This window comes from Lachnospira sp. CLA-JM-H23 (assembly GCF_040096425.1).
Taxonomy (GTDB): Bacteria; Bacillota; Clostridia; order Lachnospirales; family Lachnospiraceae; genus Lachnospira; species Lachnospira rogosae.
Genome location: NZ_JBBMET010000004.1, coordinates 264,219 through 280,995 on the forward strand (window position 1 = coordinate 264,219; position 16,777 = coordinate 280,995).

The window sequence follows — 16,777 nt, forward strand, 5'->3', positions numbered from 1 at the left end:
TCCTTATTCAAATCTTCCTCGTGCCTGCTCATATGAGTATGCAGCACGTATTATATTATTTTCCTTAAAGCAGTCACCTATAAGCTGTACACCTATTGGAAGCCCCTTAGAGTCCTTTCCACAAGGTACACTTATTCCTGGAAGACCTGCAAGGTTAACTGATATTGTATATATATCGCCAAGATACATCTTGATAGGGTCTGCTAAAGATGAGCCTATCTTAGGTGCAGTTGTTGGTGCAACAGGTCCAAGTATTACATCATACTTTGCAAATGCTTCATCAAATGCTTTCTTAATAAGAGCCTTTACTCTTAATGCCTTTAAGTAGTAAGCATCATAATAGCCTGAGCTGAGTACGAATGAACCAAGCATTATTCTTCTCTTAACCTCAGGTCCAAAGCCCTCTGAACGTGTCTTCTTGTACATATTGTGAAGACCTTCATACTCACTTGTCCTGTAACCATACTTAACGCCATCGAATCTCTCAAGGTTAGAGCTTGCCTCAGCGGCAGCTATTGTATAATAAGTAGGTATAGCGTACTCTACAAGGCTTAAGTCGAATTCTTCAACTATGGCACCCTTTTCTTCAAGCACCTTAGCTGCCGACATAACAGCTTCCTTAACCTCAGGATCAAGTCCATCTCCAAAGTAATCTCTTGGAATACCTATCTTAAGTCCCTTAACATCATCTACTAAAGCCTTTGTAAATGCTGTATCTTCTCTCTTTACTGATGTAGAATCCTTATCATCCTTTGCTGCTATTACCTCCATAATAGTAGCACAGTCTGTTACATCCTTACATAATGGTCCTATCTGATCAAGTGATGAACCATAAGCTATAAGTCCATATCTTGAGACAGTACCATAAGTAGGCTTCATACCTACAACACCACAGTAAGATGCAGGCTGTCTTATAGAACCACCTGTATCTGAACCAAGTGCCGCAAAGCACTCATTTGCTGCAACTGCTGCAGCTGAACCACCTGATGAACCACCAGGAACGTGCTCTGTATTTCTTGGATTCTTAGTTGCTCCGAATGCACTTGTTTCTGTTGTTGAGCCCATGGCGAACTCATCCATATTAGTCTTACCGATAATAACTGCACCTGCCTCCTGAAGTCTTATAACTGCTTCAGAAGAAAATGTTGGAACAAAGTTACCGAGTATTTTAGAAGAACATGTTGTAAGCATGCCTTCTGTACACATATTATCCTTAATAGCAAAAGGTACACCAGCTAAAGGTCCCGTAAGCTTTCCAGCCTTGATATCATCGTCAGCCTTAGCTGCTGCCTGTAATGCTTTTTCCTTGTCAAATGTCACATAGCAGTTAAGCTTGTCTTCAGACTTTTCAATCTGAGCAACAACAGCCTGCATAGCTTCTACCGCTGTCACTTCACCTGCCTTAATCTTTGCAGCAAGTTCAACGGCTGTACAATCTAATAAACTCATAGCATTTCCCTTTCTTATTCAACAGTCTTTGGAACTATAAATCCATATTCGTTAGCTTCTGGTGCATTGGCAAGTGTAGCCTTGCTTCCATCGCCGTTAGTAACAACATCTTCCCTCATAACATTATTAACAGGGAATACGTGTGACATAGGCTCAACGCCTGTTGTATCAAGCTCGCCAAGCTTATCTATATAATCAAGCATACTTGCCATATCCTTCTTGGCATCCTCTTTTTCCGACTCAGAAAGCTCAAGCTTAGCAAGAATACCTACATATTCGATAGTTTCATCACTAATCACATTAGCCATAACATATCATCCTTTCTATTATGTCAGACAGGTTTGCGCCCTCACGCGCAAATCCTGTATGGAAAAATCTTTGTTTTGTTTTTATTAGTGGATTTTTTCCATTAGTCCCTGACCTTAATATGAACCTCTCTTAACTGCTGTTCTGTTACCTCATTAGGTGCTCCACACATAAGATCCTGTGCTGTACCACTCATTGGGAATGGAATAACCTCACGGATATTCTCTTCATTTCTAAGAAGCATAATCATACGGTCAACACCTGGTGCCATACCTGCATGTGGTGGTGCACCGAACTGGAATGCGTTGTAAAGTGCTCCAAACTTAGCCTTAAGTACTTCTTCATCATATCCGGCAATTTCAAATGCCTTAACCATAATCTGCATATCATGGTTACGCACAGCACCTGATGATAATTCAACACCATTACATACGATATCATACTGATAAGCAAGAATATCAAGTGGATCCATAGTATTAAGTGCTTCAAGACCACCCTGTGGCATAGAGAATGGATTGTGTGTGAAACCAATCTTCTTAGTTTCTGGGTCTCTTTCAAACATAGGGAAGTCATTTACATAACAGAATCTGTATGCATTTTTCTCTATTAAATCAAGACGTGTGCCAAGTTCGTTACGAATCTGTCCTGCAAAGAATGCAGCCTTATCTTCCTTATCAGCGATAAAGAAAATAGTATCTCCTGCCTGAAGTCCTGCAAGTTCCCTGATTTCGCCTTTAAGTTCTTCTGGAATGAACTTATCAATTGGTCCCTTATATGAAAGGTCTTCAAGAACCTCAAGGTAACCAAGTCCACCCATACCAATTCCTGTAGCGAACTTAAGAAGCTTCTCGTGCTGGCCCTTTGAAAGCTTAGCGTGAACATTGATAGCTCTTACAGTCTTATTCTGGAATGGCTTGAATGTACATTTATTGAAGAAATCGGACAAATCTATAATTCTAAGTGGGTTTCTAAGGTCTGGCTTATCTGAACCGAATTCAAGCATAGCCTGCTTGTAGCTTATAATTGGATAAGGAGCCTGTGTTACAACTGAACCCTCTGGTGCAAACTTTGCAAATGTCTCTGTAAGCACTTCTTCACCAACTGCAAATACTTCTTCCTGAGTAGCAAAGCTCATCTCGAAGTCAAGCTGATAGAATTCTCCTGGTGAACGGTCAGCTCTTGCATCTTCATCTCTGAAGCAAGGAGCTATCTGGAAATACTTATCAAAACCAGATACCATAAGAAGCTGCTTGTACTGCTGTGGTGCCTGTGGAAGTGCATAGAACTTGCCCTTATATTTTCTTGATGGAACGATATAATCTCTTGCGCCTTCTGGTGATGAAGCACAAAGAATAGGTGTCTGGATTTCAAGGAAGCCCATATCTGTCATCTTCTGACGAAGGAATGAGATAACCTTTGAACGGAATACCATATTATCCTTAACCTTAGGGTTTCTTAAGTCTAAGTATCTGTACTTAAGTCTTACATCCTCTCTTACTTCCTTAGATGTCTGGATTTCAAATGGAACCTGCTGGTAAACCTGTCCTAATACTGTAATCTTCTTAGCTTCAAGTTCAATAGTTCCTGATGGAATTTTAGGATTGTAAGTTTCCTCATCTCTCTGCTCCATAATACCATCGATACTGATACATTCTTCCTTCTTAATACCCTTTAAGAGTTCTGGTTCACGGATAACTACCTGTAATACTCCGTACATATCTCTTAAATCGATGAATGAAACTCCACCGTGATCACGGATGTTCTCAACCCATCCTGATACCTTCATCTGCTTTCCAATGTCGTTCTCACTTACATTCTGTAATGTGACATCTCTGTAAATGTTTGCCATCTTGATAATAGCTCCTTTCTGATTGCTTTATATTGTTAATGTGTGTCTTGTTGCAGCTGATAAATATATTGTTCCTGCTTTCTGCAAAGGCTGTAACGATATAACTTAGTGGCAATCGTTATCTGCACGCAAAAAATCCCGGAATGCCTTACCAGCATTCCGGGACGAATAATACATAATTATCCGCGGTACCACCCGCATTGAACGAAATCCGCTTCTGAATAGCTGTCATCTAGAAACTTGTCATCAATAACTTAACCACTCAGGCTTCTTATCATTCCTCTTTAAGTACTTAACGCGTACAACGTAATAACCTACATATATCACCTGCCTGTCTATAACAGCTGCATGCATACGCATTTCATAACATATTCCAAGGACATTGATATAATTCAGATATTCAACTCCAGAGTGTTCCTCTTGACAATTCCCTGTGTATGCTTTCAGTCGGTGGCATCACTTTCCTGTCAGGTTCCATGAAAAGAAGTCTCTTTCCCAGTCTTTAATATATTTATATAGATAAATAATAGCATATCCTTATGAATCATGTCAATCTATAACTTTATTTTTCCATTTTTAAAAATTATTATGATTCAATTTCTGAAGTCTATTCAATAATTAATTCTACACTTCATAATCAAGGCAGGATCTTACTGCCGTATATGGACGTACCTTTCCATCTGCTATGGCAACGTGAAGCGGATTAGTGCTGTATGCCTTAAGAGCATCTGCATCTGTAAATGTTGTATCAAGCATAACATCTACTGTTGATGTTGCTAAACCATTGATATTAACCTTTATATCTACAAGACCCGGTATATTTCCTGCAAGTCCTTCAAGACCTTCCTTAATACCTGCCTTTACATTTTCCTTCTCTTCTGCTGTAAGTTCTTCCTTTAACTTCCACAATATAACGTGTTTAACCATATATCTTAATCTCCTTTTCTATCAGTTTCTTTATTCTTCCATTTCTTTTTCCTGCATTTTTATCTGTTAAATATCAATTTGCAAAACTATTAAATGTATAATTTCATCAAAATATTAAAAACTATGCTCTGTATACCCAGTTATCTTTTCTTGGGTGACACTGAGGTTCTTCTCCATCTACATAACCAAGTATACAATGTCCGATTCCTTCATAATCACCTTCTATGCCGAGTGATTTAAGTATCTCTCTGCCTTCTTCGCTCTCAAATTCTTCCTTAGCTCTATGTATCCAGCAGCTATCCACACCAAGTGCGTGTGCCTCAAGCATAAGATTCCCCATAACCAGAGTACCATCATATATATATGTAGGCATACTCTTATCAGCAAGAACAACAAGCACAACTGGTGCACCATAAAATGGATCAAAATCTTCTGACTTTCCCATTATTCTAGAATTCATCTTAGAAAGCTTATCTCTTAATTCCTTGTCAGTAACTGCAAGTATAATTGGCGACTGTCTGTCCATTCCTGTAGCCGCATATGTTCCCGCTTCAATAATTTTATCTATAATCTCCGCAGGAACCATATCATTTTTATACTTTCTTACGCTTCTTCTTGTCTTAATAACATCTAATATATCACTCATAGTGCGCTTCCTTTCTATAATTATATTTATATGATGTCGGGGTCAAAAGCCCCCGACTTTGATACCTACGAATTGTTCCGTGCTACGCACTTCCATAATTCTGGTATCATTTATATATCATTTATCCTGTTATATGAAGCATACCGATAAGCACAACCGCAGCCAGTCCATAATATGTAACAACTGCAACAAGATCATTAATTGTTGTTATAAGTGGACCAGAAGCTACAGCAGGGTCTATCTTTATCTTATGGAAGAACATTGGTGTAAGCACGCCAATAAGGCTTGATATAAGCATTGCCAGCAGTAATGATACACCTACACAACCCGATATTGCAAATGCATAATGTACTGGCTTGCCCTTAACAAGGGTAATATATATTCCTAGTAATATAAATGCCATAGAACCAAGCAGTAAGCCATTAGCAAAACCAATTCTCATCTCTTTTAACACGAATTCAAGCTTCTGCTTAGCTGATATATCTTCGTCCATAAGAACTCTGATTGTAACGGCAAGTGACTGCGTTCCAACATTTCCCGCCATATCAAGTATGAGTGACTGGAAGCATACAATAATCGCAAGCTGTGACACTACATTTTCAAATATGCCAACTACAGATGATACTCCCATACCAAGGAACAGTAATAGAATAAGCCATGGAAGCCTTTTCTTCATACTTGCAAAAAGTCCCTCTGTAAGGTCATTCTCCTCTGTCAAACCGGCAAGCTTTGCATAATCATCGCTCATCTCTTCATCTACCGCTTCTATGATATCAGAAGATGTGATAGCACCTATTATTTCTTTGTCTTTATTTAATACTGGAATTGAATCTTCGCTGTAATCCTTTAAATCTTCGATACATTCGCTCATCTTTTCGTGAGCATATACATATGGATATGATGTACTTATTATATCCTCAAGCTTCTGGTAATCTCTTGCTACAATAAGATCTTTTAAATCTATTGCACCATAATATATGTTATTATCATCAACCACATATATTGTATTGACGTTATCATTTTCTTCTGCCTGTGCAACAAGCTCTTTCATAGCTTCCTTTATTGTAAGCTTATTGTTTATGCATATGAAATTAGTAGTCATCTTACTGCCAATCTCATCATCATCATATGAATAAATCAGACACACATCATCTTTGGCATCCTTTTCCATATGTGATATAAGTGCCTGTCTTTCTTCTTCTGATACATTATCAAGAATATCTACAGCATCATCAGCATCCATTTTTTCAAGGACATCTGCCGCCTCATCTACAGATAATTCTGTCATAAATTCTTCAATGTATTCAGGTGTATCTTCCAGATATGAGAAAATCTCTGCCGTCCAGTCTACACCAAGAATCTTGTAAAGCCTTATTCTTGTATCTTTGTCCAAAAGCTTAATTGCATCTGCTATATCATTCTCGTGATATTTAGATAACTTCCTGCGGATTAATTCATCAGATTTACTACTTCTAAGGACTCTAACAATATCCTTGCTATAATCCTTATGCATAACTACATTTGATAGAATCTTATTCATCATTATTCTCCTTTCATTATGGCAAGAACAATGACTAAGATTAGAAAATACGCGACTTTAACAGACTATTGCACACGTCCCTTAAGAAACGCAGACAATAGCTTTGTCGGCTTATAATCTATGTCATTGTTCCCTATTCGAGGACTATCATGCCCGTCCATTATCGTCACCTCACTTTTAATATATTGTATATTAAGAAAATATATTGAACACACCAATCTAATATACCCAATATATACTCTTAACATTTGTCGAATTAATTGTATAATCTCATTTTCTGACTGTCAACTAAAATCATTGTAAAATATTATCATATACCTCTCATATACTAGTTACAATCAACCAGGACATACTTACATTCTTTGCAAACATTATTCATTTACAGTTTTTAATTCCACTTGACGTCATATAGGTTCCTGCTAATATTACCAATACCGATATAACTGCAATAATGCCGGAAATGAAATCTCTGATGCCATTTTCTATTATATCTTTTTGCTGAACCCGCTTTATACTTTTCGCCACAGATAAGAAGTACCGGACAACTGATACGATATTGCAGGTCTGCTTTGATTGCCTCAGCAAGCATTCTGTAACCAAAACCCTTTTGCAGTTCCATATGGTTTAGGGGCTGGCGCTATTGATGCATCTGTAAACCATTATGTGGCCAATAAACTGATTAATTTTATCTTACATCAATTTGGAGGTTTACTTTATTAAATTATTGTGAGTCAGACAAATATGAATCTACTGATTCCATACCATTATAAATTCCTTTTCGCCTGTGTTATCGTCCACACTTTCGGATTGAATACTAAATTTCTCACGTAAATAAAATTTGATTGCTTTCTCATTTTCCTGATAGACACTTAATTTTAATTTTGATTTGAATTCCTTTGCATGATTTAGAAGTTGTTTTCCGATACCTTTTGATTGCATTGTTTCTTTTACAAAAACACCTTCGATATAGTCATCATTCAATCCAATGAAGCCATCTATCTGCTTTGTACAGTCATCCTCATGTACATATATTTCTGCGTGAGGAAGCATTTCTCTTACCATATTGCAGTTAGTACGCCAGTAATCGGACGGTATGAAATGATGTGCTTGAATATTCGTATCAAGCAATATCTGCATCACTGCGTCTATATCGTTATCGCTGTATTGTCTTACCAATTCTCTATCTCCTAACTACTACTTATTTCTTGTTCCAAAAGTGGAAGTATCTACATACCTTAAAATCGTTTTTATAACTTCATCAATCACAATCGGCTTTGACAAATGCGCGTTCATTCCTGCATCCAGTGATGCCTGAACATCTTCTGCAAATGAATTAGCTGTCATTGCTATAATAGGAATGTTTTTTCCATCCGGTCTGTCATTCATTGCCCTGATTACTTTTACAGCTTCATAACCATTCATTTCAGGCATCATGATATCCATCAGGATTACATCAAATGTGCCTTCCGGATGATTTCTGAAAATCTCAACGGCATTCTTTCCATCCACAGCTCTTTCTACATTCATCCCGAACTCTTCCAACTGCACGGTAGCAATCTCTGCATTCAGTTCATTATCCTCTGCAAGAAGGACATTCACACCTGTAAGATTTACCTTTTCAGAAAAACCTGTGTCTGACTTATTACATTCCTTATCTGTAATTTCCAAAGGAATATCGACAGTAAATGTAGTTCCCTTATGCTTTTTACTCTGCACGGAAATGGTTCCACCCATCATATATATATACTTCTTTACGATAGCCATCCCCAGTCCAACTCCATGGTACTGCGTTCTCACATCGGAATCTTCCTGTGCAAACTCCTCAAAAACTTCTTTTGTAAATTCCTCACTCATGCCAATACCAGTATCCGAAATGCGGTAACGCATATTTATATATCCAATGCAGAATCTGTAATGTTTTTCACATCCGCCGGTACCGGATTGTAATTCACTTTTCCACTTTCGATGCTGGTCAGATCTAATATATCATTGATCAGCGACAGTAAATGCTCTGAGCTTTCGTCAATCTTTTCCAGACAATTTTTCACTTCGTCTGACGGATTGTTTTTCATTGCAATACCGGTAAATCCTATGATTGCATTCATCGGTGTCCTCATATCATGGGACATATGTGACAGAAATGCTGTTTTTGCCTTGTTTGCAGCCTGTGCATGCTCTGCCAGTTCCGCCATTTCCTCAGTTTTCTTCTGTTCCGCCTTCTGAGCTTTTTTTCTTGCACTAAGATGCGCCATTGTCACAGCCATAGTAGTCAGCAGTAATCCAAAAATAAGAAGAACCAAAACAGTAACAACAGGATACAGACGGATCCAGTCAACAAATGTCAGATCTGTTGCTTTGTATGTGGTATACTGTGCTGCAAGATCTTCAACAAGATTTTGGGGCATGGCATACATTGCTTTCGTCAGAATACCAGCCAGCGCATGGTTCTCATTTGATGAAATTACCATACGGTAGGTGAATGTAGGCTGTTCCAGCATAGTATATGTCATGGTGCCCGTAGTGTCACTGTTCACAAACGCCTGTGCCATGTAATAGTAGACGAATGCAGCATCTGCTTTACCCTTACGGACAGCTTCCATCATTTCCTGTCGGTTACTGCACATCAGTTTTTCTGCATCGGGTGCCATTGCATCTGCAATTGAATTTGCTACTGTCTGGTCAACAGTAGCAACAGCATTAATTTTTCCATCAAAGTCACGCCGTGTCACCCTTGCCAGCTGCATCGTAATGAAAGGTGCAGTAATCCCCCATTTTTTCGTCTCAGCATAGTTATCTGTTTCCAGGCGCGCATCGATGCTAATATCTGTAGTATCCTTATTTTTCTGATAGGCAATATACTCATCTCTGGTGACAGGTGTAAGAAACTCATAGGAAATCCCGGCATAGTCTGCAATTTTCCGGAAGTAATCCGGGATTATACCCTTCATCTCACCATTTTCATTATAAGAATATGGATAACGGGTCGGATCACACAGAACATGAAGCGGATTGTCCTTGGAATACTGTGAAATAATACTTTTTTCTTTCTTGGTATATTCCAGATTCTTAGTTTCTATGCTTTCATAATTTTTATTATAAAGTGTCGTTTTCCAGTCGCCCTCAACTGCATTCATCTGGTCGATTGCATAATTGATCTCATTCAGCAATTCTGTATTACCTTTTTTAACCATGACATAGAAATCGCTGCTGTCAAATTTATCCACGATACGCTCATTGTTTGTTTTTCTCAGAGAACTAGCAGCAATAGCATCAACATTTCCACTCTGAAGAGCTTCCTCCATCTCTGCTGTCGTATCAAAATAAAATGGATCATATGTAAATCCTTTGTTGCCTGCAAAATCCGCAAAACTCTTTATCTCGGAGCTTCCATTAAAAAGTGCCACACGCATACCGTTGTAAGTACTGTAATTGCCATCCACAATCGTGCTGTTGTCACTGCGGACGGTCAGAATCCCATTATTGGTTCCGATCGGACGTGAAAAATCAAACTTTTCTTCTCTTTCCGGTGTTTTGCTGGGAGATGTTACCATATCAATCTCGCCATATTCAAGCATCTGCTGCATATCATCCCAGCTCTTATCATATCCGACATATTCGTAATCTACATCCCAATAACGGGCCATCAGCCGAAGAAAATCATAGCCATACCAAGTCCGGTTCCCTGTATTTTGTTTGTAATGGAACTTTCCGCACGGGTAAACGCATCAAAAATTCATCTGCTGCAGTCTCTGCACCGTTTCGCCATTCAATACCATCCAGGTTTGTAAACTCACCGATTGCCACAGCCTGGATGATTTCATTATTAGACCAGTCTTCACCAAGATCCATGGAATACTGACACCACTGCTATCAGACAACGTTTTGCCTTTTTCATACTTTACATATTTCTTTCCTGATAAAATCATTATTGTTACGTCTGTGAAATAACTCCGTAAAAAAAGCACTGTCAAACAGACAGTGCACGTCATTTTATGCAACTAGCTGCCATTTTAAAGGCCCTGTAGCTTTGCGTCCCAGACTTTCATCTGGTTTGCCGATTTCCTTATTATAGCTTTTAAACTTATGCAAAAAAACTGGTTTCATTATACTATAGTGCTCTACTGTACACAAGAAAAACATTACCGTTTTAACTTGTTAAGGAGCTGGGGAATGAACCCGCATATAAAAAGCCGGATAACTTCAGGATAATTCAGGACGAAAGTGACATAGCTTCTCTTACTTAGACAATATTTACCACATTTAATATGAGGAATGGAGTAACATTTAATGTGCTAAACAACAGTCAACGGCAAATTCTTTTCCGACCAATCGGCAATCAATTCGGGATGTACTTCCGCTAAGCTGTTACTCATATCAAAACCTCCACTTCCTCTGTGATTAGAGTATATGAGGTTTTGGCTTTTACTTATAGTTTACGAATGTCGGTAAAATTAAAAAGCCCTTTGAGAAAAGGATTTCTCCTCTCTCAAAGGGCTTGGTAAACTGGAAGTTATAAACATCTTTGCAAATATACCATATCTATTAACTGTACACCACACTCATAAATTGGGTGGTCATAATTGTCCGTAAAGAAATTCGGAATATTGTGAGATCGGACAAATCCGCATTTTTCATAAAACGGTACGGTCAACGGGCTGTCACCTGTTCCAACCTGCAAAATAGAATATTCATCTGCATATTTACTTACAAGGAAGTCAATCAATGCTTTCCCATAGCCCTGTCCTTGATTCTGAGGATCAACTGCAATATTTTTAATTTCAAGTATTCCATTATCTTCATCAGTAACGACACATTCAGCTTTTACATTACCATCTTCAAGTACATACATAGTACCTTTTTCAAGATAGTGATCAATCATATTTTCCTGCTCATCAGCTAATAACAATAATGCTATAAATTGCTTTTTATTCTCATTCACTTCTCGGATTTTCATATCTATTACTCCGTCAAATTCCAATTTTAACATCAGACGTGTGGTTTTACATTCACGTATAAAGATTCTTTCACATGCTTTGTTCGTCCTTTTCAAATATCAGAATCTTCTGCGTAACCTTTTTTGCAATAGGTAATAACGCCAAAAGTCTGTATGCAGATGAAAATAACTCCATGCCACGAAGAATATTATCATCTTTTATTTTATGATACCCTGTTGTCATATTCCCAAGGTCTTCAAAATGATCTGCACCGAAGACAAATTTTGAGCCTGTTTGCTGTATGGATTTTTCTGTTCCTTCTTTCTTTACCCATGACTTTGCCAGACATTCCATAAGAATACAGGCATTATCAAAGTTGTCCTTTATTATTTTTAATATCTTACCGTTTTCTTCTGCTGTCAGATACATTGATAATCCTTCAATGATAAAAAGCATTTTCCCCCGCACTTTTACTTCTTTTGACCATGCAGGGTCAAGTGCAGAAATTCCTATCGTAGAAACACGTCCTGATTCCTCGAAAATCTGATTGCGGATTGCTATCGTTTCTGGCAGGTCCAGATTGTACCATGTAATTTTACCATTATCCATACGATAAAATCTCGTATCCAGACCACAGGCAATATTAACCACCGTACAATCAGGATTTTTCTCTATAAAATTCTTTACTAATTCATCAAAAACTACCGTTCTGGCAATTACCCCTTTCCCCATCGTAGAATCCCTAGCCGCTGTAGAAAAATCATAATCAATTTTATCGACTAATTCTACCGCCTTTGCATCATAGAATTTATTATGTTTACTTTTGGAATATTGGGCTCTGGCATAAAAGCTCTGGAGCATTGTCTCAGCACTGCCACTGATAGTAGGTTTTATTCTTTCACTCATATATTTACCTTTTTTACAATATAATTAGTTGCGGCTAACTTGATTGTAACACATTTTATGAAAATAAACAATTCAAATTAACGTGTCTTGGAGTGTCTTGGAGACAGGCCCCATAAACTTCTTAAACTGAGAAATCTCTCATCTACCTGAATTCAATTATATCTTCAAATGGTTTTCTTGGTCTTTTATCTGGAGATTCATCCGCAATTCCAACCGCAACCAATCCAGTCAGTTGGCAGTCAGTTCCAATAAAATCAACAAGATCATTGTATGCAAAGCATGTATTTGCAATCCACAAAGTACCTAATCCATACCCTGTTGCTGTAAGTATCATATTTTGAATGGCAGCACCTATAGATAATGAGTCACAGATTTCTACAATTCTCTTTTCATTTTCTATGCCAGAAAATGGTGTCTTCTGATTAGTATTAAGCACAGCAATTAGACATGGTGCCTCCTGCATGATTCTTACAGTATTCTCAGCATCTGGTATTGCAAATACCCATTCTGGCATTAGTTCATGGCTGATCTTTTCTGCATTAATACCTTGCTGCATTACTTCAACCAATTTGTCTTTTTCATCTCCCTGATATACGATAAATTTCCATGGCTGTCTGTTCTTAGCAGATGGAGCAAGTGTAGCGCTGTATATCATATCTTCAATTATGGTTTTATTAACTCTATCTGGTTTATATTTTCTTATGCTTCTTCTATCTTCTATTTCCTTTATCATGATTTTTTACTCTTTCTCACTTATGAAGGCTCATTACTGCTTTTATTAATAAGATTCCCGTAAAGCTGTTGTATTTCATTAAAATCTTCTATGTCTGCTAAGCCAAATTCCATTTATTCCCACACTTTCCAGATATCAGGCTGATATCCAAGAGTTGATGCCCTGCCATTTCTTACTACCGGCGTTTTTATAACCTGTGGATTTTCAAGCACCTTTTCTAATTTATCCTCATCTGCCGTGTATTTGATAAGTGCAAGGGTATCTTTATCCTTACTTTCCCAGTTAATCATATTTTCCAGTCCACCATTAACCTGAGCAACTGAATTAAATTCGCCCTTGCTCATTCCCTTTTCTTTCATATCAATAAACTGGTACTTAATACCTCTCTCCTTAAAGAAACGCTCTGCCTTTTTTGTATCATTACATTTCTTAGTTCCAAATATCTGAATGTTCATCTTAATATTCCTTTTCTATTTTTTCGTTAATTCCATACATTTTCTTGAAATTATCAAGGTCTGCCTCACTCCTAATCAGCATAACCTCTTCTATCTTACCTGTATGAATATCCTTAAATCCAGCTACCTGTTCACCAGTGCATATACTGGCCTTAATTACTGGTCTTTTGCTATCTTTATCATAAGAATGCACTATCTTTTTCTTACTAAATAATCCCATTTACATTACCCTTTCTTTGTCTGTGCCAACAGCACAAGTTTTTCAAACGACTCTGCAAAATGAATATTATCCTCATTTGACCTCTTTTTATGTCCCTTTATATGGTTTTTACTGCTTGCTCTTTTCGCACATTTAGTTATGTGCCTCTGCATAAGCATCTGATCTATGTTGTCGGTAGTATACCACTTTCCTGACTGATGAATTGCATATGCACCCTTACTCAACGCCATAGCTGCAACCCCATAATCCTGTGTAACAACTATGTCATCACGCGTACATAAGTTAACCAGCTTAAAATCAACTGCATCAGCCCCTGCGCTTACTGTTACTACATCACTATAATCGGATGTAAGCACATGATTAGTATCACATATAAGCGTTGTTTCTATATTGTATTTTCTAGCTATGTTCTCTACTATCCGTATGACAGGACATGCATCCGCATCTACATATATGTGCATTATTACCTCTTTTAACAATTAATCGATTTTTAAATCAGTTGACAGCTTATACCATCTCTTAATATAAGCATCCTCAAATAACTCAAGATTATTTTCAGTTAGTTTTACAAAAAGTTCCGTAAGTCCGTCATACTCTGCCATATCACCTGCCGGGTATAGTTTCCAGTTTAATTGCTTTAATGTCCAGTTACTTTTTATTGAATTATGAAGCATTGAAGTAGTTGCAAAATTAGTGCTGTTATCAGCACCGCCGTTGGCAATCGGTACAATATGGTCAATTGTAGGTATAAGCTCCCAGTATGCATTGTGGCACTCTTCCATCTTCCAGTGAGACTGATATGGAAATGCATCCGGCATATAAAATGATAATACCTTTAACATACCAGGATTAACAAGTTTTTCTCCACTGTATCTGTCAATAAATCCATCTCTTACAAACTGCTCATACTTTTCCTTATCTGTGTAATTTCTCCCTTCGGGTATTATCTTCTTAAACGGATATTCCTTATTTATTATGTTCTTTGCATTATCTATCCTACCGTCCAATATGCTTAGGGCGCTAAGTTTAATAGCAGAAACTTTATCCATTAAATCACCCTCTATCCTTAAACCTAAATCCTTATAATTTCCTGTTATATGCTCATATTCATAGGTGTCCTTACTTCAATGTTTAGTATCTCATTTGTTATTCCCTCTCCTATAATCATAGCCTTCACCCGTGCGGTAATGTTTCGCTTGGCTATATTGATTTCTTCATCTGTAATTTGGTCTATCTGCTTATTAATATCATACATCATTAATCTATCCCCAGTTTTCATTAATCATTTGCATATTTATCAATCCAGTTTTCCCCATCGTATTCACCAATCTGAACTTTAAGCCTATCCAAAAAGTCTGATAAAAGCTTATTATCATCTTCTCCTCTTGCAAACCATACATTCGATTGACCAAAACCAAATGCCACCCTTTTTTCTTCCTTGGCACTCTCCAATATGTCTTTCTTCTCTGTGATCTTGGAAGTAACACACAATCTGATTTCTTTGCTATTGCATTGTATTCCTGTATCCATTCACCTGAGACACAATTACTATTGTCTGTATCTGACCTGTACTCGTAATCAAACGCCATAGTTTCATAACGCCTGTATACAGTTACATTCTTATACCAGCCAACAACATAAGTTTCTTTGTCAAATGAATCTGGATATAATGCACAAAAAATAACTAATACATCATCCACCTCTGTCTCATTCTTAAGATTCATGCAGTCTTCAATCTTTTCGATATTAAGCTGGTTTCTTTTTCCTGCAGAAGTTGTCTTTGTCTCCACAAATCCAAGGCAGTAATCCCCGTCCGGATATCTGCTGTCAATAATATGTGCCGGCATAAAATTATATTTTTCGTGTGCATCAAGTGTTTCCTTTACATAAGAACCACCATTCTTAGGTTCATCAATACAACGAATAATTCCCTTATAATAATTCATCCATGCAATGTTGCAAAATAGTACCCTCAAAATATTCCCCTTTCTCCTAAACGATTACATTAACAGATGTATTTATTATATCATACTTTTAAAAATAAAAGTAACAAAATCACTTTATATATTACTTTGTCATCATTGTTTCCACTCTGGATATACCGTATGCACATAACCGCTTATAACACAAGTTTTCTATAAAAAAAGACATGTCAATATTACTCTCTTAATAGAACATATCAACATGGCTTCGTTTTTACTTAATACCTATCTTTCTTAATAATGGCGAGCAGTTTTTACAGCTCCAATATCAGTCATTTGACGAAATACTATTATCATCCGTTACTTAATGATATCATCTAGATTTATGTCAGATCAATATAAACTGCATCTATTTCATGCGTCCTTTACATCCTGCGGAGCATTCGGACCAATCATATCAAATGCTTTTTCGTTATAATCCGTATCTTCCATATATGGATTTATACTCTCATTTTCCTGTTTGGCACGTTCTGTACTAAATTGAGGAATATCATTCTGTCTGCGTCTGTTTTCATATGGCACACCATTCATAGAATAGTTGGAACTAATCTGTATATATCAATACTCCTTTTTATTTGAATTGCATTATTATCATTAGGCTTTCACTTCAAAAACTGATCTTTTCTCCAGATAATCTGGTAATTCTTTTAATTCAGAATTCATATCATTCTTTACTGCATTATATTCCTTACAGTAAATGGAATAAAATTCATCTTTTCTTGTAAGTTCTGCCGGAGTCATTTCATATCCCCAGCCGGCACCGGTATTTAACAATACACTCACACCCTGACTCTGAATTTGAACACCATAACCACCTGATGTTAAAATAG

20 protein-coding genes and 1 riboswitch are annotated in these 16,777 nt (G+C 37.2%); all 20 genes read right to left on the reverse strand.

Translation table 11 applies throughout. The features are described from left to right. Window positions 1–3 precede the first annotated feature (3 nt). Entirely contained in the window at window positions 4–1,449 is a 1,446-nt protein-coding gene (gatA, locus tag WMO42_RS07275; RefSeq protein ID WP_116444005.1) for an Asp-tRNA(Asn)/Glu-tRNA(Gln) amidotransferase subunit GatA, read from the reverse strand. A 14-nt stretch (window positions 1,450–1,463) separates the two neighbouring features. Then, entirely contained in the window at window positions 1,464–1,757 is a 294-nt protein-coding gene (gatC, locus tag WMO42_RS07280; RefSeq protein ID WP_022502781.1) for an Asp-tRNA(Asn)/Glu-tRNA(Gln) amidotransferase subunit GatC, read from the reverse strand. Between the two features lie 101 nt (window positions 1,758–1,858). Next, window positions 1,859–3,604 (reverse strand): aspartate--tRNA ligase, encoded by a 1,746-nt coding sequence (gene aspS / locus WMO42_RS07285; RefSeq protein ID WP_055176409.1) that lies wholly within the window; start codon window positions 3,602–3,604, stop codon window positions 1,859–1,861. A 624-nt stretch (window positions 3,605–4,228) separates the two neighbouring features. Further along, on the reverse strand, window positions 4,229–4,531 hold the full coding sequence (locus WMO42_RS07290) for a Dabb family protein (RefSeq protein WP_055306774.1): 303 nt from the start codon (window positions 4,529–4,531) through the stop codon (window positions 4,229–4,231). Between the two features lie 121 nt (window positions 4,532–4,652). Next, on the reverse strand, window positions 4,653–5,177 hold the full coding sequence (locus WMO42_RS07295; RefSeq protein ID WP_116444006.1) for a nitroreductase: 525 nt from the start codon (window positions 5,175–5,177) through the stop codon (window positions 4,653–4,655). Window positions 5,178–5,298: 121 nt separating this feature from the next. Next, a complete protein-coding gene (mgtE, locus tag WMO42_RS07300) occupies window positions 5,299–6,720 on the reverse strand; it encodes a magnesium transporter (RefSeq protein WP_349191907.1) in 1,422 nt (473 codons plus the stop codon). 744 nt (window positions 6,721–7,464) lie between these two features. Beyond that, window positions 7,465–7,893, reverse strand: a complete 429-nt coding sequence (locus WMO42_RS07305; protein WP_349191909.1) for a GNAT family N-acetyltransferase — start codon at window positions 7,891–7,893, stop codon at window positions 7,465–7,467. An 18-nt stretch (window positions 7,894–7,911) separates the two neighbouring features. Then, entirely contained in the window at window positions 7,912–8,604 is a 693-nt protein-coding gene (locus WMO42_RS07310) for a response regulator (RefSeq protein WP_318255825.1), read from the reverse strand. A gap of 2 nt (window positions 8,605–8,606) precedes the next feature. Continuing rightward, a complete protein-coding gene (locus tag WMO42_RS07315) occupies window positions 8,607–10,361 on the reverse strand; it encodes a transporter substrate-binding domain-containing protein (RefSeq protein WP_349191911.1) in 1,755 nt (584 codons plus the stop codon). A gap of 13 nt (window positions 10,362–10,374) precedes the next feature. Then, the gene (locus tag WMO42_RS07320) at window positions 10,375–10,566 is read right to left on the reverse strand and encodes a hypothetical protein (protein WP_055176421.1); all 192 of its coding nucleotides are present in this window, start codon (window positions 10,564–10,566) and stop codon (window positions 10,375–10,377) included. A 141-nt stretch (window positions 10,567–10,707) separates the two neighbouring features. Next, window positions 10,708–10,783, reverse strand: a riboswitch (cyclic di-GMP riboswitch). Between the two features lie 444 nt (window positions 10,784–11,227). After that, complete coding sequence (locus WMO42_RS07325) at window positions 11,228–11,671, reverse strand: GNAT family N-acetyltransferase (RefSeq protein ID WP_020993163.1); 444 nt, start codon at window positions 11,669–11,671, stop codon at window positions 11,228–11,230. 70 nt (window positions 11,672–11,741) lie between these two features. Further along, window positions 11,742–12,557, reverse strand: a complete 816-nt coding sequence (locus WMO42_RS07330) for a class I SAM-dependent methyltransferase (RefSeq protein WP_349191913.1) — start codon at window positions 12,555–12,557, stop codon at window positions 11,742–11,744. A 142-nt stretch (window positions 12,558–12,699) separates the two neighbouring features. Beyond that, window positions 12,700–13,290, reverse strand: a complete 591-nt coding sequence (locus WMO42_RS07335) for a nitroreductase family protein (protein ID WP_349191914.1) — start codon at window positions 13,288–13,290, stop codon at window positions 12,700–12,702. A 113-nt stretch (window positions 13,291–13,403) separates the two neighbouring features. Continuing rightward, window positions 13,404–13,745: an arsenate reductase family protein gene (locus WMO42_RS07340; protein ID WP_055306776.1), complete on the reverse strand. Its 342-nt coding sequence runs from the start codon at window positions 13,743–13,745 to the stop codon at window positions 13,404–13,406. A gap of 1 nt (window position 13,746) precedes the next feature. Then, window positions 13,747–13,965, reverse strand: coding sequence for a hypothetical protein (locus WMO42_RS07345; protein ID WP_055176434.1), 219 nt, complete (start codon window positions 13,963–13,965; stop codon window positions 13,747–13,749). 5 nt (window positions 13,966–13,970) lie between these two features. Continuing rightward, on the reverse strand, window positions 13,971–14,426 hold the full coding sequence (locus tag WMO42_RS07350) for a YaiI/YqxD family protein (RefSeq protein ID WP_055306777.1): 456 nt from the start codon (window positions 14,424–14,426) through the stop codon (window positions 13,971–13,973). A gap of 18 nt (window positions 14,427–14,444) precedes the next feature. Then, window positions 14,445–15,014, reverse strand: a complete 570-nt coding sequence (locus WMO42_RS07355; RefSeq protein WP_055306778.1) for an HNH endonuclease — start codon at window positions 15,012–15,014, stop codon at window positions 14,445–14,447. A gap of 44 nt (window positions 15,015–15,058) precedes the next feature. Then, the gene (locus WMO42_RS07360) at window positions 15,059–15,223 is read right to left on the reverse strand and encodes a hypothetical protein (RefSeq protein WP_156331054.1); all 165 of its coding nucleotides are present in this window, start codon (window positions 15,221–15,223) and stop codon (window positions 15,059–15,061) included. Between the two features lie 4 nt (window positions 15,224–15,227). Beyond that, the gene (locus WMO42_RS07365; protein ID WP_242858651.1) at window positions 15,228–15,941 is read right to left on the reverse strand and encodes a hypothetical protein; all 714 of its coding nucleotides are present in this window, start codon (window positions 15,939–15,941) and stop codon (window positions 15,228–15,230) included. A 600-nt stretch (window positions 15,942–16,541) separates the two neighbouring features. Beyond that, window positions 16,542–16,730, reverse strand: coding sequence for a hypothetical protein (locus WMO42_RS07370; RefSeq protein ID WP_147581247.1), 189 nt, complete (start codon window positions 16,728–16,730; stop codon window positions 16,542–16,544). Window positions 16,731–16,777: the final 47 nt, after the last annotated feature.